The organism is Streptococcus sp. K0074 (genome assembly GCF_048843365.1).
GTDB lineage: Bacteria > Bacillota > Bacilli > Lactobacillales > Streptococcaceae > Streptococcus > Streptococcus mitis_BM.
Genome location: NZ_CP184836.1, coordinates 710,118 through 735,940, shown reverse-complemented (window position 1 = coordinate 735,940; position 25,823 = coordinate 710,118). Strand labels below are relative to the sequence as shown.

General features: G+C 41.3%; 19 protein-coding genes. 4 read left to right on the top strand and 15 right to left on the bottom strand.

What is annotated here, in order from left to right; all coding sequences use genetic code 11:
* Nucleotides 1-8 precede the first annotated feature (8 nt).
* From ACN076_RS03610 to ACN076_RS03595, 4 genes are read right to left on the bottom strand one after another with little or no spacing between them, the layout of a single operon-like run.
* Nucleotides 9-1,712: an ATP-binding protein gene (locus ACN076_RS03610; RefSeq protein ID WP_001084416.1), complete on the bottom strand. Its 1,704-nt coding sequence runs from the start codon at nucleotides 1,710-1,712 to the stop codon at nucleotides 9-11.
* On the bottom strand, nucleotides 1,705-3,048 hold the full coding sequence (locus tag ACN076_RS03605) for an SIR2 family protein (protein ID WP_420790141.1): 1,344 nt from the start codon (nucleotides 3,046-3,048) through the stop codon (nucleotides 1,705-1,707). The genes ACN076_RS03610 and ACN076_RS03605 overlap by 8 nt, the downstream gene beginning before the upstream one ends.
* The gene (locus tag ACN076_RS03600) at nucleotides 3,041-3,643 is read right to left on the bottom strand and encodes an HNH endonuclease family protein (RefSeq protein WP_420790140.1); all 603 of its coding nucleotides are present in this window, start codon (nucleotides 3,641-3,643) and stop codon (nucleotides 3,041-3,043) included. Before ACN076_RS03600 ends, ACN076_RS03605 begins: the two co-directional genes overlap by 8 nt.
* Before the next feature lie 11 nt (nucleotides 3,644-3,654).
* Nucleotides 3,655-6,645, bottom strand: a complete 2,991-nt coding sequence (locus ACN076_RS03595) for a type I restriction endonuclease subunit R (protein WP_420790139.1) — start codon at nucleotides 6,643-6,645, stop codon at nucleotides 3,655-3,657.
* Between the two features lie 147 nt (nucleotides 6,646-6,792).
* On the opposite strand from ACN076_RS03595, the gene ACN076_RS03590 reads away from it, so the two are divergent.
* On the top strand, nucleotides 6,793-7,410 hold the full coding sequence (locus tag ACN076_RS03590) for a TVP38/TMEM64 family protein (RefSeq protein WP_033677985.1): 618 nt from the start codon (nucleotides 6,793-6,795) through the stop codon (nucleotides 7,408-7,410).
* 42 nt (nucleotides 7,411-7,452) lie between these two features.
* On the opposite strand, the gene scrK is transcribed toward ACN076_RS03590, so the two are convergent.
* Complete coding sequence (gene scrK / locus ACN076_RS03585) at nucleotides 7,453-8,340, bottom strand: fructokinase ScrK (protein WP_000164316.1); 888 nt, start codon at nucleotides 8,338-8,340, stop codon at nucleotides 7,453-7,455.
* Nucleotides 8,341-8,489: 149 nt separating this feature from the next.
* The gene (locus ACN076_RS03580) at nucleotides 8,490-10,376 is read right to left on the bottom strand and encodes a sucrose-specific PTS transporter subunit IIBC (protein WP_420790138.1); all 1,887 of its coding nucleotides are present in this window, start codon (nucleotides 10,374-10,376) and stop codon (nucleotides 8,490-8,492) included.
* A 379-nt stretch (nucleotides 10,377-10,755) separates the two neighbouring features.
* On the opposite strand from ACN076_RS03580, the gene ACN076_RS03575 reads away from it, so the two are divergent.
* The 3 genes from ACN076_RS03575 to ACN076_RS03565 all read left to right on the top strand — a co-directional run bounded on the left by ACN076_RS03575 (nucleotide 10,756) and on the right by ACN076_RS03565 (nucleotide 14,576).
* A complete protein-coding gene (locus ACN076_RS03575) occupies nucleotides 10,756-12,210 on the top strand; it encodes a sucrose-6-phosphate hydrolase (RefSeq protein ID WP_203175989.1) in 1,455 nt (484 codons plus the stop codon).
* Nucleotides 12,191-13,156 (top strand): LacI family DNA-binding transcriptional regulator, encoded by a 966-nt coding sequence (locus ACN076_RS03570; RefSeq protein ID WP_203175987.1) that lies wholly within the window; start codon nucleotides 12,191-12,193, stop codon nucleotides 13,154-13,156. Before ACN076_RS03575 ends, ACN076_RS03570 begins: the two co-directional genes overlap by 20 nt.
* Nucleotides 13,157-13,319: 163 nt before the next feature.
* Nucleotides 13,320-14,576, top strand: coding sequence for an ISL3 family transposase (locus ACN076_RS03565; RefSeq protein ID WP_420789534.1), 1,257 nt, complete (start codon nucleotides 13,320-13,322; stop codon nucleotides 14,574-14,576).
* Nucleotides 14,577-14,616: 40 nt separating this feature from the next.
* Here the strand turns inward: ACN076_RS03565 and ACN076_RS03560 are convergent, their stop codons facing one another.
* The 9 genes from ACN076_RS03560 to ACN076_RS03520 form a co-directional block, all read right to left on the bottom strand.
* Entirely contained in the window at nucleotides 14,617-15,891 is a 1,275-nt protein-coding gene (locus ACN076_RS03560; RefSeq protein WP_203175985.1) for a hydroxymethylglutaryl-CoA reductase, degradative, read from the bottom strand.
* A complete protein-coding gene (locus ACN076_RS03555) occupies nucleotides 15,891-17,063 on the bottom strand; it encodes a hydroxymethylglutaryl-CoA synthase (protein WP_185756862.1) in 1,173 nt (390 codons plus the stop codon). The genes ACN076_RS03560 and ACN076_RS03555 overlap by 1 nt, the downstream gene beginning before the upstream one ends.
* Nucleotides 17,064-17,176: 113 nt before the next feature.
* Entirely contained in the window at nucleotides 17,177-17,626 is a 450-nt protein-coding gene (locus tag ACN076_RS03550; RefSeq protein WP_125443542.1) for a threonine/serine exporter family protein, read from the bottom strand.
* A 1-nt stretch (nucleotide 17,627) separates the two neighbouring features.
* Nucleotides 17,628-18,386: a threonine/serine exporter family protein gene (locus tag ACN076_RS03545; RefSeq protein WP_153226634.1), complete on the bottom strand. Its 759-nt coding sequence runs from the start codon at nucleotides 18,384-18,386 to the stop codon at nucleotides 17,628-17,630.
* An 88-nt stretch (nucleotides 18,387-18,474) separates the two neighbouring features.
* On the bottom strand, nucleotides 18,475-20,376 hold the full coding sequence (gene pknB, locus ACN076_RS03540; RefSeq protein WP_420790137.1) for a Stk1 family PASTA domain-containing Ser/Thr kinase: 1,902 nt from the start codon (nucleotides 20,374-20,376) through the stop codon (nucleotides 18,475-18,477).
* Nucleotides 20,373-21,113 (bottom strand): Stp1/IreP family PP2C-type Ser/Thr phosphatase, encoded by a 741-nt coding sequence (locus ACN076_RS03535; protein ID WP_420790136.1) that lies wholly within the window; start codon nucleotides 21,111-21,113, stop codon nucleotides 20,373-20,375. Before ACN076_RS03535 ends, pknB begins: the two co-directional genes overlap by 4 nt.
* Nucleotides 21,114-21,127: 14 nt before the next feature.
* Entirely contained in the window at nucleotides 21,128-22,441 is a 1,314-nt protein-coding gene (gene rsmB, locus ACN076_RS03530; RefSeq protein WP_420790135.1) for a 16S rRNA (cytosine(967)-C(5))-methyltransferase RsmB, read from the bottom strand.
* Nucleotides 22,434-23,369 (bottom strand): methionyl-tRNA formyltransferase, encoded by a 936-nt coding sequence (gene fmt / locus ACN076_RS03525; RefSeq protein ID WP_420790134.1) that lies wholly within the window; start codon nucleotides 23,367-23,369, stop codon nucleotides 22,434-22,436. The genes rsmB and fmt overlap by 8 nt, the downstream gene beginning before the upstream one ends.
* Before the next feature lie 12 nt (nucleotides 23,370-23,381).
* Complete coding sequence (locus ACN076_RS03520) at nucleotides 23,382-25,778, bottom strand: primosomal protein N' (protein ID WP_420790133.1); 2,397 nt, start codon at nucleotides 25,776-25,778, stop codon at nucleotides 23,382-23,384.
* Nucleotides 25,779-25,823: the final 45 nt, after the last annotated feature.

The following is a 25,823-nucleotide window of genomic DNA, read 5'->3' as shown; positions in this document are numbered from 1 at the left end:
AACTGGTTTCATTTGCCTTCAAATTTCACTTGTGGAGTAACTGTAATATCTTTTTCATCCTCTCCATCAACAGCTACTTCAACAGGGATAGGATATAACTCACCTACTATAAATGCTGTTCCAGTCGGTAAATAAGAAAACCTTGTTAACTGATTTTTATTTATATAAGGAATAGTTTTTAAAAGATATTCTAAGTCAACATTATTTTTAATTCGATGAATTAAATAATTATTACATTGAGAAAGAACAGTTGACGATAACTCACTAGGACGCTGGCTAGATAACATCAAGAAACAACCAAATTTCCTACCCTCACGAGCTATCTTTTTAAAGACTTCAACTTCACCAAATAGACTATTTTCGTTTAATTTTGATATATATCTGTGTGCTTCTTCAAAAATAAATAAATTGACATCCCTATCGTTTATCTTTTTTTCAGAACTCTTTTTGAACTCTTTTTTTAACATATAAGTGGTAAAAAACAACAATAAATCATCATCTAAGCCAGAAACATTATATACCGTGATTTTTGATTGTTTCTCCTCTTCATCGCTCTCATCTATTTTTGCTTTAAATAAGCTACCATATCTTAATTGAATATGTTTAATTCTAGTTTCAAGGGTTCCTGAATACCCTCTTGCTTGAGTATTCCCCTGACACTCTTCTAAGAGAAATACAAAATTTAAAGCTTCAAACAAGTCTGCAAAACTATTTATTGTATATCTAGCATTCTCAATTTCTTTAGTTATTTTCGAATGACTTCCATACATTTTACTCTGTAAATTAGATTTGAATGTTGTTTCACCAGTACTGCCATTAAAGTTACCAAATCGAGCATCATACATTGTAGTATCAATACTTGTATTCTGTAGGATTCCAATAATTTTAGTTCGTTTAGCTACAGCATCAGATTGTTGATTATGATATAAGTTATAGGCTATAAAACAACTTAATTTTTCTCTATCTAATTTATTTTCTGTTAGACAATTAGCCAATTTCAATGCTGTTTGAACTACAGGCAACTGCACAAGTTCTGATGGTTTTATCAAATTCAACCAATCTTGTAGTTCTAATGATTCTATTTTTATCGAAAAATCTTCCAATACATCAATATTATTTACACCGTCTATCTGCGAGTACTCATTGTGAATATCAAAAATATTTAAATATAAATTACTAGTTTCTTTAGTTGATATTTCTTTAATGATTTTTCTGACTGTGGTAGATTTTCCTGAACCAGTATTACCTAAAATAGCAGAATGATGAGTAATTAATTTATTTAGATTTATTTGTGCATCATATTTATCTTGGATAGTTCCTAATAAAATTGATGTTTCTCTTTTCTCAATAGAAAACACCTTCTGCAAATCCTCATCACTTGATAAATAGACTCTATCTTGTAAAAAGGGATATTTCTTTAGATTAAAGTTAATTTTGTCGTTTTCTAATATTCCTACAGGAACACATTCAAATCTTCCTACATAGTCAAACTTTGATTTTTCATCATTAACAATTTTAATTTCCTTGTCTTCCACTCTAACAACTTGGTAAACAAATTTATCTCCAAATTGACTTTTTATTGTGACATAATCTATAACTCCTTGCGCGATATAAATTTCCCCTTTAAAATTATAAATTAATTTTTCAAAGTCACTTACTTCAAAAACCAATCTGTCATATGAAACTGACACTACTCGCCCAATACTATTCATGAGAATCTTCTCCCTTTTGTCCTGATTCATCCTTTGGAACATAATTTATGATTTCATCAACAATATAGTTAAAGTAGTGGGCTTTTACTCCATCACAAGACGTATCCCCTCCAATTAAATGAAATCCATCTTGAGTCTTAAATTCATCAAAAAATTTCTTCATATTATCTTCTGATGTATCACCAAAAACAATCAAAGTAAAATCTTGATGTTTTAGATTTTGAGAAATGATGTTATTAATATGCTCGTCAGGAAAACCATATCCCATAACAATAAGGACTGTATTTGGAACTTGAAGTACATTTGCAAACTCTCTAAATAGTTCTGAATATGGAGCTTGTGCAGTTTGTCTATGCTTTAACATTGTTGGATAAATAATAATTTCTTCATCGCTCTGTTTAAAAAGATCCTTTTGGATTAATTTCCCACTTTCATCAGAAGTCCAATTGATTGAACCATGTATTTTTAATAAATTAGCTTCTTTAGAAGTGGGCTGCCATACATCCTTATATCTATTTGTATCGTCTACTAACCTTTGCTTAAATGAATTCACATTAAAATTTCTGTATAAACTATTTTCAAAACCTGTTGAATAAACAATGCGGTTGCTTTCTAATGAATATTCATTAAATAAATCGTAGTTCGTTGTCACTATGTTGATTTTATTACTCAACTCAGTTCTATATTTAAAAACAGATTGATAAAATTTATGATAAGTATTTATTGTTTCACTATCTTTATATTTATCATCATCCAGAGCTGGTATAGTTTTTAAAAACTCACTTTTCAAGATACTAATTACTGATTTTAAATCATCATTACTTGGTTGAAAACTTAAACCACTCTGTAACCAGTTGAGTAAACTTTCAATATCGGAGAAACTTTTATAAAAGTGTTTATCTATCGAATTCAGTTGTTCCTCAGACAGAGCACTTACAAACGAACCTATATTATTATAATTCCCTTCTGCTTTTTCCAATATATAATTAATTATTTTAATTTCAATTTCATTGTCTTTTTTATTTTTCTCTAGCCACTTTTTACATAATTCCAAATTTCTAATAAGATAACTCAAATCTTTAATATTTAAAAACTCTTTAACTTTTTCATAAACATTTTTATTATTCTCTAAAATATCACTCATCGTTTTTGACATAAGTGGAATTGCACCCGATGAACATCCTGAACCTATGAATATGACAAGATTTTTAGATACAAAATATTTATTGACAAATTCTTTTAGTTTAATAATTTGTTGATTTTCATCTAACCCTTTAAAAATGTTCTTATTATTTTCATAATGATAGATTCTCCCATTTACACTATTGTTACTCATTATTTAGCTCCATATTCTTTATTTTCAACACTTTTTCACAATAAGCATCAAAATGATTATTAATAATATCAACTAAATCATTTTTTAAATCACTTGATCTCTTATCAATATCAGATTTCTTAAAATTATTTCTTCTAAAAACTTCATTAATGTAAAACTTTGACTCATCTTCTTCATGTAAGACTTTCTTTTTTTCTTCAAAATTTTCGTTTGAAATTTTTACATTTAAATCTCCATGCAATAAAGTTAAATTCCCTAAATTATTCTTGTTAGAATCTCCTGGTTCAAATTTACTTTGAGGTATAATATGTTCTAATTGCCAAATCAATTTACCTTTATGATCTAACTCTGTAAAATCGATTGTTCTATCATTATTTTTAAATTTCTCAATGCTAACAAGCAGAAAACGAGTGAAATGAACATGGTTCCCACCATAATAGTTAGTTCGAAAGAACTGTTCATCCTCAATAAATTTCTGAATTACTTTTTGATAGTCATCCAATTGTAAATATTTATGTTTCTTGTCTTGTTCCATAAAATATTCCAGCAATCTATTACCAAACACATTTTGCAAACTATCTAACAATTTATCCATAATTTATCCCCTTATCTCCCAACCCTCAACGGCTCAATGACTTCCTCTACTAGCTGGGTATAGGCTTCCTTGATTTGTTTTTTATAGAGGAGAGGATTGAGGGCATCCGCCACCTCTAACTTATAGTCCTGATAGCGCTGGCTCTTAGTCAACTGGCTTTCTCCTAGTTGTTTTTTAGCTCCCTTACGGTAGTGTTCGACATAGTAACGGAGTTCATCTTCGCCAACATACCAGCGCTTGCTAAAGACTTGGATATGTTGTTGGATGACCGCCTCGATCATCTGATCCAAGATATTTGCGATAGACTGACCACGATAGCTTTCTGGATGTTCTTGTACCTCTCTCCACAGTTCAGTGATGATCTGGGCAAGATTGGGATTGGTCTTCTCAAGACTCTGAATATAGTTATCCACGGCTTCCCTATCTTGAGTGCTTAGGTTCTTTTCTTGACTCTGGCCTTGCTCGATCAGACTTTGGATCAAGGTCAAGATATAGGCATAGTTGATCTCATCCACTTGGATAGACTCCAGTTCATAATGGATATCAAGTGGTTCACCATCGTCATCATCCTCTACTCGGCTTTTTAATTCTGCAAGGACATTTCGATAAAGGCCCAGATACCTTTCCAACTTTTCTCCATCAAGTCCTGTATGACTGTAAAGTTCTTCCTCATCATACTCTTTATACACTCGGATAGAGGCCAGATATTTATCAAAGGCTTGATAGGTTTTAGCTAGTTTCCTCAACTCAGGTGTAGAGATTTGCTCGATTTGGAGTCCTTCCTCAGGATCATCGGTGATGAGATTTTGGAAATCACTGCAACTCCGTAAAAAGTTCCTCTTTTCCTCTTCCCAACTCGGAGCTAGGACCTCGTTTTCACCACCATTTGAGTAGAGCTTGAGGGCATTATCTACTGCTTCCTTAAAGGCTAGGGGCTTTTGGAAGGTGATGATATGACCGTAGGTCTTACTAGAATCAAAGATACGGTTGGTTCGGCTAAAAGCCTGAATCAAGTCCTGCGGTTGCATGGGCTTGCGGTCGATAAAGAGAGTTGACAGACAAGGGGCATCAAATCCCGTTAGGAGACGATTGACTACGATGACTAAGTCCAACTGCTCATTGCGATAGAGGTATTTGTCCTGCTTTCGAGCTAGGCGGTTATTGACATCCGTATTAAAGCCACGAAGATCCGCCATGGTAAAATGGGTATCAAACTCTTGGTTGTAGTCCTCTAAGACTTGCTTCATGTGCTCTTGATTGGCTCTTGACTCTTCTTCATTCTCCGTAACAGAGTAGGTGATGGTCGCCTTTGGAAAGTCAGGAAGGACCTGCTTAACCCTTTCCGATACCTTGACTCTCGTCTCCCCAGCCTTGACCCGTTTGAGGAGGTCGTAGTAGGCTTGGGCTTGAGGGATTGACTTGACAGTCAGGATAGCATTATAGGTCTTACCAACTCCCTTTTGGAAGCCTAGCTGTTGACGAGATTTATTGATAATGGCATCCAAGACTTCCAGCATATGCTCCTCATCCTCGTAGACAGTATCTGGTATGTCATTTTCGGATTTATCCGTGATGAGGGTATTGCGATAATCTACCTTAAAACCTAAAACTGCTCCATCATGGATGGCTTCCTTGACTGTATACTCATGGAGACGGTCACCGTACTGTTGCTGGGTGGTTTGAGCTAGGTCACCGACCTGCTGGCGTTTATTTTCCTTAAAGATAGGTGTGCCTGTAAAACCATACCAGAGAGACTGTGGGAAAAAGGCCTTAATGTCTTTTTGTGTTTGAGGTGTTACGGCACGGTGGCATTCATCCACGACAAAGGCCACTCGAAGATCCTTGATTTTGTCCGCATCTCTTTGGTAAAGACCTTGTTCAAACTTGCGCATCATGGTGGTGATTTTCTGGATGGTCGTTACCACCACACGCTTATCATTGCTTCCTAGTCGCTTGACTAAATCATGGGTATTATCCGTCTCATCAATATCAATGACATCATTGGTCGCATAAGAGAGGAAGGATGATGTGGTCTGTTGATCCAAGTCCCTGCGGTCAACGACAAAAATCGTCTTTTGGATGGACGGGATCTGAAGGAGATTCCTCGCCACCTTATAAGAAGTCAAGGTCTTCCCTGAACCTGTCGTATGCCAAACATAGCCAGACTCTTGACGACGGGAAGCTTCCTGAACAGCCTCAATAGCGTGAATCTGGTAGGGGCGCAAGAGGATGAGAGCTTTCTTGCTATCATCAAGGACAGAATACTGCATGACCATCTGATGAGCACGAGGGATGGAAAGGACTTCGTGAGCAAAGCTAGTCAAATTTGTCACAGGATGATTGTCCTTATCTACCCACTTGGTTAGAAATTGCTTGTTGAGTTTATTTTCCCTAGCTGCAGCGATATAGCGTGTGTCTATCTTATTGGTCACAACAAACATCTGCAAGCTAGAGTAGATGCCACGGAACTTTCCTTCTCTATCATACTTCTTAATTTGATGAAAGGCATCTAGAAAAGCAACTCGGGGACTTTTAAGCTCGATCTGAATCATTGGAAGGCCATTGATCAAGAGGGTCACATCTAGCCTGCGGTCTTGATCCTGAGGATTTATCTTATCTCTCTCGACTTGGTTGACAACCTCATAACTAGACTTACCAGCTGCGATATTGTCTCGCCAAATGACAGATAAACGGATAGTCCCCAAACTAGCATCTTCTCTCTGAACCTCGACCTTGGCAATGCCATTTTCGCCGACCAACCACTTGGCCGCATCATAGTAGCTAACAAAGTTCAGTTGATTCTTTATCTGGCGTTTTTCCTGTTCTGTCAGGGGATGATCTGCCAATAGAGCCACATTGTTCTGGGCTAGCTTTTCAAAGAAGTTTTCCCATAATTGCTCTTCTGTTTTAAGGTCATCTCTGTAAGTCCATTGACTTTCCCCAGTTACCAGTTGGCTGATCAGTTGTTTTTCTATCTCCAATTCTGGTTTTACCTGCATCATACTCTCTCCTTTGCTACATGTCTGCTCCCTTTATTATAGCATGTTTAGGCTCAAAATCCATCACTCTTACCTCATCAAAAACACTCATTCCCCCTTTCTCCTCCAAAATATGGTATAGTAGAAATATACTATCTATGAGGAGTTTACATGTCACAGGATAAACAAATGAAAGCTGTTTCTCCCCTTCTACAGCAAGTTATCAATATCTCATCAATTGTCGGTGGGATTGGGAGTTTGATTTTCTGTATTTGGGCTTATCAGGCTGGGATTTTACAGTCTAAGGAGACCCTCTCTGCCTTTATCCAGCAGGCAGGTATCTGGGGGCCACCTCTCTTTATTTTTTTACAGATTTTACAAACGGTCGTCCCTATCATTCCTGGGGCCTTGACCTCTGTGGCTGGCGTCTTTATCTACGGCCACATCATCGGTACGATCTACAACTATATCGGCATCGTGATTGGCTGTGCCATTATCTTTTATCTGGTGCGACTCTATGGAGCTGCCTTTGTCCAGTCTGTCGTCAGCAAGCGCACCTATGACAAGTATATCGGTTGGTTAGATAAGGGCAATCGTTTTGACCGTTTCTTTATCTTTATGATGATTTGGCCCATTAGTCCAGCTGACTTTCTCTGTATGCTGGCTGCCCTGACCAAGATGACCTTCAAACGCTATATGATTATCATCATTCTGACCAAGCCCTTTACCCTCGTGGTTTATACCTACGGTCTGACCTATATTATCGACTTCTTCTGGCAAATGCTTTGACACATAAAAAATCCGTTTGGTTTCCCAAGCGGATTTTGTGCTTTATTTTGAAACTTCTTTTGCAAGAACAAAGTTCCCAAGTGTGGCAGAACCATTTCCTGCGACTGCTGGCGTCACGATGTAGTCACGCACATCAGGTACTGGTAAGTAACCATTTAGAAGAGATGTAAATTTCTCACGGACACGGTCCAGCATGTGTTGTTGAGCCATAACCCCTCCACCAAAGACAATCACGTCTGGGCGGAAAGTCACTGTCGCATTGACCGCAGCTTGAGCGATATAGTAGGCTTGGACATCCCAAACAGGGTTGTTGAGTTCAATGTTTTCCCCACGAACACCTGTACGAGCTTCCAAACTTGGACCAGCTGCATAGCCTTCCAGACATCCCTTATGGAAAGGACAAACACCGTTGAATTCTTTTTCAATATCCATTGGGTGTCTAGCAACATAGTAGTGACCCATCTCAGGGTGACCCACACCGCCGATAAACTCACCACGTTGGATGACACCTGCACCGATACCTGTACCGATTGTGTAGTAAACCAAGTTTTCGATACGACCACCAGCATTGTTACGGGCAACCACTTCACCATAGGCAGAGCTGTTTACGTCTGTAGTGAAGTACATTGGCACGTTGAGGGCGCGACGAAGGGCACCAAGCAAGTCCACATTTGCCCAGTTTGGTTTTGGAGTCGTTGTGATAAAGCCATAAGTTTTTGAGTTTTTATCAATATCAATCGGACCAAATGAACCAACTGCAAGACCAGCAAGGTTGTCGAATTTTGAGAAGAACTCAATGGTTTTATCGATTGTTTCGATTGGAGTTGTTGTTGGAAATTGTGTTTTTTCTACAACGTTAAAGTTTTCATCACCGACAGCACAGACAAACTTTGTACCGCCCGCTTCCAAGCTTCCATATAATTTTGTCATGATAAACCTCTTGTTTTTATTTTCTTTATTATAGCATATTTCGAAAGGCTAAATTTCTCTATTTTTTAGATTTTCCTCTGTAAATCTTACCATTCAAGCAAAAACGAACAAACATGTCATTTGTTCGTTTTCGCATTAGAGAGGATTGATTAGATTTTCACTTCGATCACAGCATCCCCCTTCGCAACTGAACCTGTTGCGACTGGAGCTACTGAAGCGTAGTCAGCTGTATTTGTAACGATAACCATTGTTGTATCATCAAGTCCAGCTGCAGCAATTTTATTTAAGTCAAAGGTTCCAAGAACATCGCCCGCTTTAACCTTATCACCTTGGGCAACTTTTGCTTCAAAACCGTCACCGTTCATAGACACAGTGTCAATACCAACGTGAATCAAAACTTCAGCACCATCAGTTGTTTTCAAACCAAAAGCGTGTCCTGTTGGAAAGGCAATTGAAACTTCAGCATCAGCTGGTGCATATACCACACCTTGACTTGGTTTCACAGCGATACCTTGTCCCATAGCTCCACTTGAGAAGACTGGATCATTAACATCAGCAAGAGCTACAACATCACCGACGATAGGAGTTACAAGTGTTTCATTTTGAAGCGATGCTGGAATGTTACCAGTTGTTTCTTCTTGGATCAAACGTTCTGTCGCTACTTCAGTAGCAACTTCTTTTTCATCCTCATAACCAAACATGTAAGTTAGGGCAAAACCAAGTACAAATGATACAGCTACCATAAGAAGGTATAGTGGAAGTTGTCCATTACCAGCATAAAGCATTGTACCAGGGATAATAGTGATACCACTACCAGTACCTGCAAGTCCAAGGATTGAAGCCAATCCACCACCGATTGCACCAGCAATCAATGAAAGGAAGAATGGTTTACGGAAGCGCAAGTTGACCCCGAAGATAGCAGGCTCTGTAATACCGAGGAAGGCAGAAAGAGCAGCTGGGAAAGCAAGTGTTTTCAGTTTTGGATTTTTAGTTTTAACACCAACCGCAACAGTCGCAGCACCTTGAGCTGTCATAGCAGCTGTGATGATCGCGTTGAATGGGTTAGCATGGTCAGCAGCAAGCAATTGAACTTCAAGCAAGTTGAAGATGTGGTGCACACCTGACACGACGATCAATTGGTGAACCCCACCAATCAAGAAACCACCAAGACCAAATGGCAAGCCAAGAATTGCTTTTGTACCAATAAGGATGTAGTTTTCAACAACGTGGAAGACTGGTCCGATAACAAAGAGCCCAAGGATAGACATGACCAAAAGTGTCACGAATGGTGTTACCAAGAGGTCAATGACATCTGGAACAACCTTGCGGACAGCTTTTTCAAATTTAGCTCCGACAACCCCGATGATGAAGGCTGGAAGAACAGAACCTTGCAAACCAACAACAGGGATGAAACCAAAGAAGTACATAGCTGTTACTTCACCACCTGAAGCGACTGCCCAAGCGTTTGGAAGTGAGCCAGAAACAAGCATCATACCAAGAACGATACCAACGGCAGGATTTCCACCAAATACACGGAAGGTTGACCACACAACCAAACCTGGCAAGATGATAAAGGCTGTATCTGTCAAGATTTGAGTGTAAGTTGTCACATCAGCTGGAAGTGTCATTCCAAGAGCAGTCAAGAGACCACGCACACCCATGAAGAGACCTGTCGCTACGATAACTGGGATGATTGGAACGAAAACGTCACCGAAAGTACGGATAGCACGTTGGAACCAGTTCCCTTGTTTAGCAGCTTCTGCTTTCATGTCATCTTTAGATGATGTTGGCAAACCAAGTGCAACAACTTCATCGTACATTTTGTTAACTGTACCTGTACCAAAGATGATTTGGTATTGACCTGAGTTAAAGAAAGCACCTTGAACTTTTTCCAAGTTCTCAATCACTTCTTTATTGATTTTTCCTTCATCTTTGACCATGACACGAAGACGAGTCGCACAGTGGGCAACACTGTTGACATTTTCACGTCCGCCCAAGGCATCGATGACTTTTTTTGCAATTTCCTGATTGTTCATTTGCAAAAATCTCCTTATATAAAATTTTGTTCTTGTTTGAAAGCGATTTTATCCGCCCTACGACTATTATTTTATCATGTTTTAGAAATATGTCAAGCGTTTTGCAGAAAAAATATTCTATCCACTTAGTAAGCATGCTTTAGATTGATTGATTTTGACTGTTTTATCAGGTATTCCTTGAAAAAATAAGTTTAAAATCTTATTTAAAAGGGTTTTGTTTCATTCTCTTTCATATTTTCGTGAAAATTTGATTGATTTCCTGCATTTATTTTGTGATAAACGTTTGACAGTTTTTTCTCTTTTTTAACATAAAAGGCTTGCTTTTTTTTCCGAAAACGGTTACTATTAAAAGTGATAAGATTTTTGGAGGAATGAATGAATGGAATGGACAACTGAGCGTCGTTACAGACTTTATCAAGATTGGACGCAAGAAGAAATTCAACATATAAAAGAAAATATGGCACAATCTCCATGGCATACTCATTACCATGTTGAGCCAAAAACAGGACTTCTCAATGACCCCAATGGCTTTTCTTACTTTGATGGGAAGTGGATTGTCTTTTATCAGAACTTTCCTTTTGGTGCAGCCCACGGTTTGAAATCTTGGGTTCAATTGGAAAGTGAGGACTTGGTTCATTTCACAGAAACTGGAGTCAAAGTTTTGCCTGACACTCCATTAGATAGCCACGGTGCCTACTCTGGTTCTGCCATGCAGTTTGGCGATAACTTATTCCTATTTTATACAGGAAATGTCCGCGATGAAAATTGGATCCGTCACCCATACCAGATTGGGGCTTTGATGGATAAGGAAGGCAATATTACGAAGATTGACAAGATCTTAATTGACCAGCCGGCAGACTCTACAGACCACTTCCGCGATCCGCAAATTTTTAATTTTAAAGGTCAATACTATGCCATCGTCGGTGGACAAGATTTGGAGAAAAAAGGCTTCGTTCGTCTCTACAAAGCTATTGACAACGACTACACAAACTGGCAAGCTGTTGGCGACCTTGACTTTGCTAACGACCGCACTGCCTATATGATGGAATGCCCAAATCTGATCTTTGTAGGGGAGCAACCTGTCCTTCTTTACTGCCCACAAGGATTGGATAAGAAAGTTCTAGATTACGATAATATCTATCCAAATATGTATAAGATTGGGGCTTCCTTTGACCCTGAAAATGCCAAAATGGTAGATGTGTCTCAACTTCAAAACATGGACTATGGTTTCGAAGCCTATGCAACTCAAGCCTTCAACGCTCCTGATGGACGTGCTCTAGCTGTTAGCTGGCTTGGCTTGCCTGATGTTTCTTACCCATCTGACCGTTTTGACCATCAAGGAACCTTCTCTTTGGTCAAAGAATTGACTATCAAAGACAGCAAACTCTACCAATACCCAGTCGCAGCTATCAAGGACCTTCGTGCTACTGAAGAAGCCTTCTCAAACCGTGTCCAAACCAAGAACACTTACGAACTTGAACTCAACTTGGAAGCCAATAGCCAGAGCGAGATTGTCTTACTTGCTGATAAAGAAGGCAAGGGACTTTCCATCAACTTTGACCTTGTAAATGGTCAAGTGACAGTAGATCGTAGCCAAGCTGGAGAACAGTATGCCCAAGAATTTGGAACTACTCGTTCTTGCCCTATCGAGAATCAGGCTACTACTGCTACAATCTTCATCGATAACTCTGTCTTTGAAATTTTCATCAATAAAGGAGAAAAAGTATTTTCTGGTCGTGTCTTCCCACATGCGGACCAAAATGGGATCCTCATCAAATCTGGAAACCCAACTGGAACTTACTATGAATTAGATTATGGTCGCAAAACTAACTGATGTCGCCAAACTTGCAGGTGTCAGCCCTACTACCGTTTCTCGGGTTATCAATAAAAAAGGCTATTTATCAGAGAAAACCATTCAAAAGGTCAATGAAGCCATGCGAGAATTGGGCTATAAACCCAACAACCTGGCTCGTAGTCTGCAAGGAAAATCAGCTAAGTTAATCGGTTTGATTTTCCCCAATATTTCCAACGTTTTCTACGCAGAATTGATTGACAAGCTGGAACATCAGCTCTTCAAAAATGGTTACAAGACCATCATCTGCAACAGTGAGCACGATTCCGAGAAGGAACGCGAATACATCGAAATGTTGGAAGCCAATCAGGTGGACGGTATCATTTCTGGTAGTCATAACTTGGGAATTGAAGACTATAATCGCGTGACAGCACCGATTATTTCCTTTGACCGAAACCTGTCTCCAGACATCCCTGTCGTCTCCTCTGATAACTATGCTGGTGGGTTCCTTGCTGCTCAGACCTTGGTTAAGACAGGCGCCCAGTCTATCATTATGATTACAGGTAATGACAATTCCAATTCGCCAACCGGACTGCGCCACGCTGGTTTTGCATCTGTACTCCCAAAAGCTCCTATTATCAATGTTTCCAGTGACTTTTCTCCCGTCAGAAAAGAAATGGAAATCAAGAATATCTTGACTCGACAAAAGCCAGATGCCATCTTTGCTTCAGATGATTTGACAGCTATTCTGGTTATTAAAATTGCTCAAGAACTGGGCATTTCTGTCCCAGAAGAGCTTAAAGTCATCGGCTATGATGGGACCTACTTTATCGAGAATTATTATCCTCAATTGGCTACTATCAAGCAACCTCTGGAAGAAATTGCCTGCCTCACTGTTGACCTCCTCTTGCAAAAAATCGAAGGCAAGGAAGTCGCGACAACTGGTTACTTTTTACCAGTTACTCTTTTACCAGGAAAAAGCATTTAAGCACAAGAAAACTCAGACTGAATTTGTCTGAGTTTTTTTGGCTCTATAATATTTGTAGTGGGTAAATCCCCTATGAATCTTATGGAGCCTATTTTTGTGTAGAAAAAAAGTCCCATATGACCTATAATGAAAAGCGACTAAACAACTCATTAGAAAGATTCATATGGAACAATTACATTTTATCACAAAACTACTCGATATCAAAGACCCAAATATCCAGATTCTAGACATCATCAATAAGGATACACTTAAGGAAATCATCGCTAAACTGGATTACAATGCCCCATCTTGTCCTGATTGTGGACATCAAATGAAGAAATATGACTTTCAAAAACCGTCGAAAATTCCTTACCTCGAAACGACTGGTATGCCTACTAGAATCCTCCTGAAAAAGCGTCGATTCAAGTGCTATCATTGCTCGAAAATGATGGTCGCCGAGACCTCACTCGTCAAGAAGAATCATCAAATTCCTCGTATCATCAACCAAAAGATTGCGCAAAAGCTGATTGAAAAGACTTCTATGACCGATATTGCTCATCAGCTGGCTATTTCAACTTCAACTGTCATTCGTAAGCTCAATGACTTCCGTTTTAAGTCTGATTTTTCTTACCTCCCTGAGATTATGTCCTGGGACGAGTACGCTTTTACAAAGGGAAAGATGAGCTTTATTGCACAAGATTTTGACAAGCTCAACATTATCACTGTTCTTGAAGGCAGAACACAGGCTATCATCCGAAATCACTTTCTGCGCTACGAGCGAGCTGTTCGTTGTCAGGTGAAAATCATTACGATGGATATGTTTAGCCCTTACTACGATATTGCCAGTAAACTTTTTCCTAACGCTAAAATCGTTCTTGACCGCTTTCACATTGTCCAACATCTAAGCCGTGCTATGAGTCGTGTCCGTGTCCAAATCATGAATCAATTTGAGCGAAAATCCCATGAATACAAGGCCATCAAACGCTACTGGAAACTCATTCAACAGGATAGTCGTAAACTGAGTGATAAACGATTTTATCGCCCTACTTTTCGTATGCACTTAACGAATAAAGAGATTCTAGACAAGATTTTGAGCTATTCAGAAGACTTGAAACACCACTACAAGCTCTATCAACTCTTGCTTTTTCACTTTCAGAACAAGGAACCTGACAAATTCTTCGGACTTATTGAGGACAATCTAAAGCAGGTTCATCCTCTTTTTCAGACTGTCTTTAAAACCTTTCTAAAGGACAAAGAGAAAATCGTCAACGCCCTTCAACTACACTATTCTAACGCCAAATTAGAAGCAACCAATAATCTCATCAAACTTATCAAACGCAATGCCTTTGGTTTTCGGAACTTTGAAAATTTCAAAAAACGGATTTTTATCGCTCTGAACATCAAAAAAGAAAGGACGAGATTTGTCCTTTCTAGATATTAGCTTTTCTTCAACCCACTACAGTTGACAAAGAGCCGTTTTTTTATGATCTTAAGTTTTCGAGATAGCGCTGGGCTGTCTCTAGGTTAAAGGTTTTATCTGCGATGAGGCGCTCGACTAGGGGAGCTACTTCGGCCTCACTGGCACCTGCTAGGAGTGCCAAGGATTTGGCCTGCAATTTCATGTGGCCTTGCTGAATCCCTGTGCTGACCAAAGCTTTGAGGGCCGCAAAGTTTTGGGCTAGTCCGATAGAAACAATAATCTGAGCTAATTCTTTGGCAGAAGGATTTCCCAGTAATTCATGACTAAGGGCCACACGAGGGTTGAGGCCGATAGAACCACCCTTGGTCGCTACAGGCATGGGCAAGGTCATCTGACCGACCAATTCTTCTCTTTCAAGGTCCAGCGTCCAGCTACTAAGACCTTGGTAGCTTCCATCTTGACTGGCAAAGACATGGGCCCCTGCTTCAATGGCACGCCAGTCATTACCAGTAGCAATCAAAATGGCATCAATGCTGTTAAAAATCCCTTTATTATGGGTGGCTGCTCGATAAGGATCAGCCTGCGCAAACTGACTAGCCAACGCAATTTTCTCCGCAATTTCTCGTCCTTGTTCCTTTTGACGACTCAAATAGCGAAAGGCGATGCGGCAGCTTGCCGTCACCAAAGAATCGGTCGCGTAGTTGGACAGAATCCCCATAAGACTTTGTCCCTGACTGAGTTCTTCTAAGACTGGCTTCAAGGCTTCCAGCATGGTGTTGAGCATATTGGCTCCCATGGCTTCCTGGGTATCGACATGGAGATAAACAACGAGAAAGTCTGTTTCACCTTTAACCTGCTCGACATGCAGATCACGCGCCCCGCCCCCGCGTTTAACAATGGAAGGATAGGCTTGATTGGCAAGTTCCAAGAGCTTTGCTTTCTTGCCGGCAATCTTCTCTTGCGCTTGTTCAGGATCAGCAACTTGATAAAGGGCTACCTGCCCAATCATCTGACGCTTATGGACTTGTGTAGTAAAACCTCCTGCACGCTTGATGATTTTGCTGGCATAGCTGGCCGCTGCAACCACAGACGGTTCTTCTGTTACATAGGGAACGGTGTATTCCTGACCGTTGACAAGAACCTCTGGAACCAGCGAATAAGGCAGAGAAAAAGTTCCCACTACATTCTCACTCAGCTGGTCTGCAACAACCACATTCATTTGTTCATCCTGCTCCAAACTAGTTTGCTTCTCAGGACTAAGGAGCGCCTGAGCTTTTAACAACTCAAGGCGCTCTTGGTATGATTTTTTAGAAAATCCATTCCAACTTATCTTCATTATTTTTCAACCTTGTTATAACGGCGTTGGTGGTCAACAATTTCAACCAAGGCAAAATCTTGATTTTCATAGCCAGCAAACTGGGCAGAGTTTGTTTCATCTAAGTCTACTTCCTCAAAGAAGACTTTTTCATAGTCAGCAACAGACAGGGCAGTTCGTTGGTTGAGCTTGTTCAAGCGGTCTTTATCCAGATAAGCTTCATAACCTTCAACCAATTCACCACTGAAGAACTCAGCCACAGCACCACTTCCGTAACTATAAAGGGCAATTTTATCGCCAGCCTTCAAGCTATCTGTATTTTCCAAGAGAGACAAAAGTCCAAGGAAAAGGGAACCTGTATAGATATTCCCTACCTTTTGACTGTAAAGAATAGACTGGTCAAAGTGCTTTTGCAAGAGGTCTTTTTTCTCTTGAGGCAGGCTCTTATCCATGATTTTTTTCAAGCCTTTTAGCGCTAATTTAGGGTAAGGCAAGTGGAAACAAACAGCCGCAAAATCATCCAAAGTAAGCTGGTAGCGTTTTTGGTATTCAAGCCAAGTCGTTTTCAAACTATCCAAATATTGTTGGGTAGAATAGACACCATTTACATAAGGAGTTGTTGAGTAATTTGGACGCCAGAAATCCATGATGTCACGAGTCTGAGCCACATTGTCATTATTAAAGGCCATAATGCGTGGATTTTGTGTAATTAACATGGCCACACTGCCAGCACCCTGAGTTGGTTCTCCTGGAGTTTCAATACCGTACTTGGCAATATCACTGGCAATGACCAAAACCTTGGACTCTGGAGAATTTTCCACATGCAATTTGGCATAATGAAGGGCAGCTGTCGCTCCATAGCAGGCTTCTTTAATCTCGAAACTACGAGCAAAAGGCTGGATTCCCAGCAAACCATGCACAAAGACGGCCGCAGCTTTACTCTGGTCAATTCCTGACTCAGTCGCCACAATGACCATATCGATTTCTTGTCTTTCTTGCTCAGTTAAAATAGAGTCACTTGCACTGGCCGCCAAGGTCACGATATCCTCAGTTAGGGGCGCAATACTCAATTCCTTGAGTAAGAGTCCTTTGCTTAATTTTTCAGGGTCAATTCCCCTCGCTTCTGCTAAGTCTTGTAATTTCAAGACATATTGACTGGTCGCAAAACCAATCTTATCAATACCGATTGTCATATTTACCTCTGTTTTATCATTCATTGTAAAAAATCGTTCTATACTATTTTATCACAAATGGCAGTAAAAGAGAGAAAAAAGACTTGATTCACCAAATCAAGTCCCTTATGAATCTAACTTTTATGCTGTTTTCGTAAGTGAGAATACAGTCTGAGAATCACTGTTCCGCTAGCCATTCCAATGGAAATCACCAAAGCCAGCATAACAACCAAGGTTGCACTGGCAATGGCGTGACTGTAATCTCCCGTCACAAAAAAGGCAGTTGTCCGATAAGAAAGATAACCCGGAACTAGAGGTGCCAAGATGGCTAAGATAAAGACCACAGCAGGTGTCTTATAAAGAATACTTAAAATCTGGCTGATACAAGAACCGATAATGGCTGCAATAAAAGTAGCCACAATAACATTGGTCGGTTCCTTGAGCAAGAGATAAATCAGCCAGACAGCCATGCCCAAAATCCCTCCAGGTAAGAGCATGGAGCGTTGCACATTGAGTACGATTAGAAAAGTGATAATGGCAAGAAGACTTGCTACTGCTTGTAATAAAAAGGTTGTTAGTGTCATATTAGTTCATCAATACCAAGGCGACAGAAGTTCCTGCCCCTAAAGCAAGGGTAATGAGCAGAGATTCAAACATCTTGCTCATACCAGAGTTTATGTGGTTGGTCATAATATCACGAACCGCATTGGTCAAGGCAATTCCTGGTACAAAAGGCATGACCGCACCAGCTATAATCAAATCTGCCGTTGAGGGAAAGCCTGTGTAGCGCGCCCAAAACTGAGCTATCATCCCAAAGACAAAGGCTCCAGCAAATGCTGTTACAAAAGGAATTCGGATAAACTTTTCCACATAGAGGGAAAAGGCAAAACCAAATAAGGTAGCCACTCCTGCCCCAAGTGCGTCGTAGATATTTCCACTAAACATAACTGAAAAGAAAGGGGCACTAAAGGTCGCAGCCAAAGTTACCTGCAACTTAGTATAGGGAAGGGGTTGAGTTTGTAAAGTCGTCAATTGCTTGAAGGCTGTTTCTAAATCAAGCTTTCCACCTACTAACTGACGAGAAATCTGGTTCACATCGCAGACTTTTTCGATGTTATAAGAAGAGGAGGTCACGCGCTTCATACGCGAAATATTGGTATTTTCAATCGAGAAAAAGATAGCGGCAGGCATGGCAAGAACATTACAATCCACAATCCCCTGCGAATGCGCAATACGAATCATGGTATCCTCTACACGATGGATTTCTGAGCCACTTTTAAGGAGAATAGTCCCCGCTAACATAATCACATCAATAACGGCATTTAATTCTTTTGATTCTTCCATGCTTTCCTCCTTTTATCAACTCCTTCTATTCTATCACAAATCTGGAGTCAAAAAAAATCTTTGCCATGAAATCATGACAAAGATTCGTTTAATCACGAGAATTTTCGTGGTTGTCTTCACTGCTTGATTGAGTCGTAGTAGCTGCATTCCCTCGTTGATTTCCTTGTTGGTTCCCCTGACTTGGTGTCGTAGTAGAACCTTGGTTTCCACGTTGGGATGGTGCTGATGATGACGTTGACGGTGGTGTTTTTGGTTTGTAGATTGAAATCTTGACACGCGTCTTAGTCAAATCAACCTTTTCACCCGCTTTTGGACTCTGTTCAACGACTGTACCCTCAGCAGTTCCATCAGGAGCTGTCGACACTTCTACAACTTCAATATTGGCTTCCTTAATCCCAACAATTTGAATAAGATTATTTTTAGTAAATTCAAGACTAGATCCTTTATAACTTGGCATAGAAACGCTGGTTACTTTCTTAGCAACGGTTAAGGTAATCGTTGAGGCCTTGCTCAAATCATAGGTTGTTCCAGCAGCTGGACTCTGTCTGAGAACAGTTCCTGCTTCGCTCTCACTTGATTCTTCTTCCTCAATCTTGATGAGATTTTCAGGAACCTTCTTCTGCTTGAGTTCTGCTATAACATCTGTCGATTTACGGCCGATATAGTTACTCAATTGGAAAGATTGCTTGCCTGATGAGACAACCAAATTGATTTTCGAACCTTCTTTTCGAGTCTTTCCAGCTTCAGGATCTGTACGGATAATCCGCCCTTCTTCCACCTTTTCACTAGCCTCTGATTTCTCCTCGCCAATCTCAAAATTGGCTTTCTTGAGCGTTTCCTTGGCCTCCGCAACTGTCTGACCTGCCACATCTGGGATGGCAATGGTTGCAGGAGTTCTGGATAAGATCCAAATAAGAGAAGCTGCCACCAATACAATGCTGGCCAACAAAATCATATAACGAACTCTAAATTTCCGTTTCTTAACAGACTTGGTTGCGTAATTGTCTTCTGAAACCTGCTGACTCGGCTTCGCAGTCTGTGGCTTCGGACTTTGTGTTTGCACCTTAGGAATCGAAGTCAAGGTACTCTGAGATACCTTTGGTAGTGTCTTGGTATCCGCCTTAGTAGTATCATTAAATACCAGTTTAGGCTCATTGCGACGATTGTAAGACAAGCTACTAGACAAGTCCACATACATCTCTGCAACTGACTGATAACGATCTGTCAATTTCTTGGCAGTTGCCTTGATAACAACATTCTCCAAAGCCTGAGGCACAGATGGATTTTCAGCTATAACCGATGGCAGTGGTTTCTGGAAATGCTGAAGGGCGATGGTCACCGCGCTATCCCCGTCATAAGGGATATGGCCTGTCAGCATCTCATAGAAAATAATCCCCATGGCATAGATATCACTCTGTACAGTCGCCTTCGAACCACGCGCCTGCTCTGGTGACAAGTAATGAACTGAGCCCAACATAGAGTTAGTCTGAGTCAGACTTGTCTCTGCAAAGGCTACAGCAATCCCAAAGTCTGTGACCTTGGCAGTCCCATCTGGTGTCAAGAGGATATTTTGAGGTTTCAAGTCCCGGTGAACAATTCCTCTGGTATGGGCCAAACGCATGGCTAGGAGGATTTGTCCCATAATACGGACCGCTTCTTCATTAGAGAGAGGATAGTGTTCCTTGATATAGCGTTTAAGGTCTAGTCCAGCAACATACTCCATTGCAAGATACTGTTGACCGTCTTCCTCACCAATATCTGTTATCCGAACGATATGAGGATGGTCTAGATCTGCCATAGCTCTCGCTTCACGCTGAAAACGAGCTACAGCTATCGGGTCCGTCTGGTAGTTGGTCCTCAGGACCTTTACTGCCACTTCTTCTCCGTCTAGAATTAAATCCTTGGCCAAATAGACATCCGCCATGCCTCCTCGGCCAATCTGTTTCACAATCCGATAGCGTCCGGCAAAAATCTTGCCGATTTGGATCATTCTGCATCCTCCTCGTTCATAGAAACAAGGGCAACCGTAATGTTGTCTAAACCTCCTGCATTGTTAGCAAAACGCACAAGCGTCGCTGTTTTATCTGCCAAAGGAATATCACTGGTTACAATATCACAAATCTCACTACCTGAAATCATGTTAGTCAAACCATCACTATTGAGCAAGAGATAGTCTCCTGACTCAAGGGTAATCATTCCAAAATCAGGTTGAACTTCATCTTTTTGACCGATTGACTGGGTAATAATATTTTTCTGTGGATGGCTAGCAGCTTCTTCAGGTGTCAATTGACCTGCCTTGAGCAATTCATTGACCAAAGAATGGTCGCTCGTTAACTGGTGGTATTCTTCCCCACGAATCAAACCGATACGAGAATCCCCAATATGGGCATAGATAGCCTGATTGCCAATAATAGCAACAGCCTCAAGAGTTGTTCCCATTCCTTTATAGGCATCATCTTGCCCCAATTGGTTAATCTTTTTATTTTCCATCTCAAGGTTGTTAGCAAACCATTCACGCACCTCGTTGATGGTATCAATTTGGGTATCTACCCAAGCGATACCTAAATCTGTAACCGCCATTTCACTCGCGATATTTCCTGCACGGTGTCCTCCCATCCCGTCAGCTAAGATAATCATAGTACGACCTGCTCTGTTGACGTAGTGGTTGACATAGTCTTGGTTATTTGTTCGTTTTTGACCAACATCCGTTAATATTGAAATTTCCATATGTCAGTTCCTTCCTAATCCGATATCTTACGAAATTGACTGATGAAGAATCCATCACTTCCATACAATTCAGGTGTAATGAGGATACAGCCGTCTTTCATGATATCCTTACATTCATGTTCTAGTTTTACCTGCTCGAACTCAGGATGACTTTCTAAAAACGCCTCAACGACTTGAAAATTCTCCTCTGAGACAATAGTACAGGTACTATAAGTTATTATACCACCTTTGCGTAGTGTTTGACAAACACTACCTAATATTTCTAGCTGAATTTCCTGTAAGGACGCGAAATCTGCCGTTTCTTTATTGTATTTGATATCTGGTTTTCGGCGCAAAAGACCGATTCCTGAACAGGGAGCATCCACTAGAATCTTGTCAAAGGAATTCTGCCCAAAAAACTCATGCACCTTTCTGGCATCCAATTTTTGCGTTTGAACCCGATCTGCAACTCCCAGACGTTGGGCATTTTCTTGGATTAAGTCCAACTTGTGATCGTAAAGGTCCAAAGCCGTAACCTGACCTGTCGTGAGATAAGAGGCTATATGGGCTGTTTTCCCACCTGGAGCCGCACAGGCATCAAGCACTCGCTCATCACCTTGTAAATCAAGCGTCGGAGCAACCAGCTGACTAGACTCGTCTTGGATGGTAATGGCTCCCTCCGCAAACAAATCATGGCCTGCAAAATGCCCCTGCTCCTTGACGAGACCAGAAGGAGACAAGGAGGAATCACTGGCCTCCAACAAGGCTTGAATTTCCTCTTTTCGACCTAGGCCTGTTACACGAATGCTGGCCTTGTTGCGCACCAAAAGGCTTTCAAAAATAGCTTGCGCTCGCTCTTCTCCGTATTCTTCCTTGAGCTTGGCAACTAGCCAAACCGGGAGAGAATAGGCAATGGAATCACGCTTGTTTTTTCGTTTGATACTGGCAATATCTGGCCAGCCTTCACGCAGGATACGGCGAAGGACAGCGTTGACCAATTTTTCACTGCCCTTTTTACGGACTTTGGCTAATTCCACTGCTTCATTGACCACAGCATGGTCTGGAATCTTATCCAGATAGCGTAGCTGGTAGGTACTCATGAGGAGAAGGACATAGAGCCAACTGTCTAACCGGTCTCTGTCTTCAATAAAGTGGGATAGGTACCATTCCAGAGTCAGTTTACGGGCTACCGTTCCATAGACCAGCTCGGTCACCAAACCCTTGTCTGCTACCGAGAGTTGACTTCCCTTGAGATGCTTATTTAAGGCGATATTTGAGTATGCTTGATTGATAAAGACATCCTCTAATACCGCTAGGGCTAAACTTCTAGCCGTTTCTACTTTAGTCACCAAATCGTTCTCCTACAGTCAATGTACGTCCAACTCCATTGAGGAAGGAAGCAATGTCCATCTTAGGCTTACCTGCTGGCTGCACTTGTTTAAGGGATAGAGCACCTTCTGCCGTTGCGACAATCAATTCTTTCTTGCCGATAGAGAGAATCTCACCTGGATTTCCCTGACCTTCTACAGCTAGAGCTTCATAAATCTTAAAGCGGTCACCCTTAAGGAAAGTATGGGCAACAGGCCAGGGGTTCATCCCACGGATTTGGTTGAAAAGTTGACGATTGCTTTTATTCCAGTTCAATTTTTCTTCCTCTGGCTTGATATTTGGCGAGAAAGTGACCTGACTTGGATCCTGGGGTTCAGGTTTGATTTCCCCAGCAATATAGGCAGGCAAAGTGTCCAAAAGCAAATCACGACCAACTAGCGCCAATTTTTCAAACAAGGTTCCGACATTGTCCTCATCCGTGATAGGAATACTGCGACGAGAAATCATATCTCCTGCATCCATTTCCTTAACCATTTCCATAATGGTCACACCAGCCTCCTCATCCCCTTGAATCAAGGCGTAATGGATCGGAGCACCACCACGGTGTTTAGGAAGGAGGGAGGCGTGAACGTTGACCGCAAAATCCATGCTATCAAGGAGTTTACTTGGGAGAAACTGCCCAAAAGCAGCAGTCACAATTCCATCTGCTCCTAGCTTCATAATAGCTTCCATCTCTGGGCTTCCAGATAGTTTTTCAGGTTGATAAATAGGAAGACCTGCCTCCTTGGCAGCCTGCTTGACTGGGGTTTCTTGGATAACTTTTTTACGCCCAACAGCACGGTCTGGCTGGGTTACAACAGCTAGAATCTCATAACGGTCATCTGTCAAAAGTCCTTTTAAGACTGTTGCTGAAAAGTCGGGTGTCCCCATAAAGATTAGTTTTGTCATATCTTCTCCTTCTTATAAAAATTGCTGTGGCTCATGGTCAATGCTGAGACGGAGCTCACTATTTTCCCGTTCTTGAGTCAAGGCCAGAACCTGATTTAGAGTCGGCCCCAGCTCATCTTCTAAACGGTATTTAATTAAAATCTGGTAATGATAGAGGTTGTGGGTACGGGCAATGGGTTTGGGCGTTGGGCCCAGAATGTTACTGGTTTCAGACAAGCCTGACCGCAAAATATTCATGACTTCATAGGCACGTTTGACTACCTCTTCTTCCTTCTTGTGAGAAAGGGTAATGCCAATAGTGAAATAGTAAGGCGGATAACCTAGTTGTCGTCTAATACCCATTTCATAGGCATAAAAGCCTTCGTAGTCCTGATCCTTGGCAAATCGAATAGCATAGTGCTGAGGATTGTAGGACTGTATCAAGACCTGACCAGCTTTTTCAGCACGTCCTGCCCTACCTGCCACCTGAGTCAAAAGTTGGAAGGTTCTCTCAGAGGAACGGAAATCAGGCAGATTCAAGGCCGTATCCGCATTTAGAACTCCGACTAAAGTCACATTTGGAAAATCCAATCCCTTAGCAATCATCTGAGTACCTAGTAAAATATCTGCTTCTCCTCGCCCAAACTGGTCAAGCAAAGCTTGATGACTTCCTTTCTTGCGCGTCGTATCTACATCCATCCGCAGAATGCGGGCCTGAGGAAAGAGTTCTGCTAGTTCATCGTAGGCTTTCTGAGTTCCCGTCCCATAGTAACGAATGCTACGGCTCTTACAGTTAGGACAGACCTGAGGGATATCCTTGGAGAAACCGCAATAATGGCAATTCATGGTCTTAGTATCCATGTGCAAGGTTAGGGAAATGTCACAGTTGGAACAAGTATCCACCGTCCCACACTCCCGACACATGACAAAGCTAGAATAACCACGACGATTGAGCATGAGAACCACCTGTTCTTTTTTATTCAGACGGTCTTGGATGGCTTCTAGCAAAGGAGGCGTAAAGTTTGACGTCTCATTTTGTCCGATATAGTCTCGAAAGTCAATCACTTGAACCTCAGGAATCCTAGCCAAAGGATTGGCCCGTTGGGTTAGACGTAAGTGTTGATAAACGCCTTTTCCAGCTCGTGCACGGCTTTCCAGACTAGGAGTTGCTGAACCAAGTACCAAAGTTGCTTGATTGTACTGAGCCCGTAAAATAGCTACCTCTCTGGCATGGTAACGGGGATTACTGTCCTGCTTATAAGTCGCTTCATGCTCCTCATCGATAATCATGACACCCAGATTTTTCAACGGAGCAAAGATGGCCGATCTGGCGCCAACAACAACTTGGGCATCGCCACGTTCTACCTTGCGCCATTCATCATACTTTTCACCATTAGACAAACCTGAGTGAAGGATGGCCACTTTCTCACCAAATCGAGCAATAAAACGCTCCGTCATCTGTGGAGTCAGAGAAATCTCAGGTACCAGCAAAATAGCTGTCTTGCCCTTGTCCAAAGCTCCTTGGATAATCTGCAAGTAAACTTCTGTCTTCCCACTTCCTGTAATCCCTTGAAGGAGGAAGGGAGCCTGGTGACTACCGATCGCACTCACAACCGCATCACGCGCCTGTCTTTGTTCTGCATTCAACCCCAAAGGCTGACTTGCTTCAATTCCTTCAAAATAAGCAGCCGAGCGTTGAACTTCCTTTTGGACTATGGTAACAGCGCCTTGTTCCACAAAGAAGTTAACTTGCTCCCGCGAGTAGGACTCTAGCAAACTAGCCAAGGAAGCACTCTCTGGATGAGACAGCAAATAGTCTCTCAGCTCCAACTTTTTCTTGGCACGTGCAGAAATCTCAACACCTTCTAATTGAGCAAGATTCACCTCATACCAGGACTGGGTCTTGACCTTCTTTTGGTCAATCGCCTGATATTCCAGACCAAGCAGACCTTTTCTAGTCAATCGCATCATTTCAGCTTGCTTAGCTAAATCCAGAGAAGAAAAAGCAAGTGAATCCTCTGAACCAAACAAGCGCTCTCGATCCTCCTGACTCAGACCTGCCTTAGGATAGAGAATCTTGTCATAGCTAGAATTCAGAAATCCTGGAAGCATGGCCTTGAGGATGGAGATCTTGTAGGAGAAGACAGACTTGCGGAGCTCCTCAGCCAGCCAGAGTTGTTCTTGCGTGAGAACAGGAGTAAAATCCAGCACCTCTGCAATATCTTTTAAATCTTGCTCCATCTCTTCTGTATCTGATTGGAACTCCAAACCAAGAACAATCCCTTGAATCAAGCGATTGCCCTTACCAAAGGGCACATGTACCCGCATTCCAACTTCCAGCATTCCCTCAAATTCCTCAGGAATCCTGTAACTATAGGGTTGGTCCGTCTGCATCAAAGGCACATCTACGATAATCTTGGCTATGGCCATCTTCTCACCTCCTCCTTATCAGTACATTCTTGCAATAGAAAAAAT

Coding starts and splice junctions, on each gene's coding strand:
- ACN076_RS03610 (WP_001084416.1), bottom strand. CDS start 1,712: ATGAATAGTATTGGGCGAGTAGTGTCAGTTTCATATGACAGATTGGTT.
- ACN076_RS03605 (WP_420790141.1), bottom strand. CDS start 3,048: ATGAGTAACAATAGTGTAAATGGGAGAATCTATCATTATGAAAATAAT.
- ACN076_RS03600 (WP_420790140.1), bottom strand. CDS start 3,643: ATGGATAAATTGTTAGATAGTTTGCAAAATGTGTTTGGTAATAGATTG.
- ACN076_RS03595 (WP_420790139.1), bottom strand. CDS start 6,645: ATGATGCAGGTAAAACCAGAATTGGAGATAGAAAAACAACTGATCAGC.
- ACN076_RS03590 (WP_033677985.1), top strand. CDS start 6,793: ATGTCACAGGATAAACAAATGAAAGCTGTTTCTCCCCTTCTACAGCAA.
- scrK (WP_000164316.1), bottom strand. CDS start 8,340: ATGACAAAATTATATGGAAGCTTGGAAGCGGGCGGTACAAAGTTTGTC.
- ACN076_RS03580 (WP_420790138.1), bottom strand. CDS start 10,376: ATGAACAATCAGGAAATTGCAAAAAAAGTCATCGATGCCTTGGGCGGA.
- ACN076_RS03575 (WP_203175989.1), top strand. CDS start 10,756: ATGGAATGGACAACTGAGCGTCGTTACAGACTTTATCAAGATTGGACG.
- ACN076_RS03570 (WP_203175987.1), top strand. CDS start 12,191: ATGGTCGCAAAACTAACTGATGTCGCCAAACTTGCAGGTGTCAGCCCT.
- ACN076_RS03565 (WP_420789534.1), top strand. CDS start 13,320: ATGGAACAATTACATTTTATCACAAAACTACTCGATATCAAAGACCCA.
- ACN076_RS03560 (WP_203175985.1), bottom strand. CDS start 15,891: ATGAAGATAAGTTGGAATGGATTTTCTAAAAAATCATACCAAGAGCGC.
- ACN076_RS03555 (WP_185756862.1), bottom strand. CDS start 17,063: ATGACAATCGGTATTGATAAGATTGGTTTTGCGACCAGTCAATATGTC.
- ACN076_RS03550 (WP_125443542.1), bottom strand. CDS start 17,626: ATGACACTAACAACCTTTTTATTACAAGCAGTAGCAAGTCTTCTTGCC.
- ACN076_RS03545 (WP_153226634.1), bottom strand. CDS start 18,386: ATGGAAGAATCAAAAGAATTAAATGCCGTTATTGATGTGATTATGTTA.
- pknB (WP_420790137.1), bottom strand. CDS start 20,376: ATGATCCAAATCGGCAAGATTTTTGCCGGACGCTATCGGATTGTGAAA.
- ACN076_RS03535 (WP_420790136.1), bottom strand. CDS start 21,113: ATGGAAATTTCAATATTAACGGATGTTGGTCAAAAACGAACAAATAAC.
- fmt (WP_420790134.1), bottom strand. CDS start 23,369: ATGACAAAACTAATCTTTATGGGGACACCCGACTTTTCAGCAACAGTC.
- ACN076_RS03520 (WP_420790133.1), bottom strand. CDS start 25,778: ATGGCCATAGCCAAGATTATCGTAGATGTGCCTTTGATGCAGACGGAC.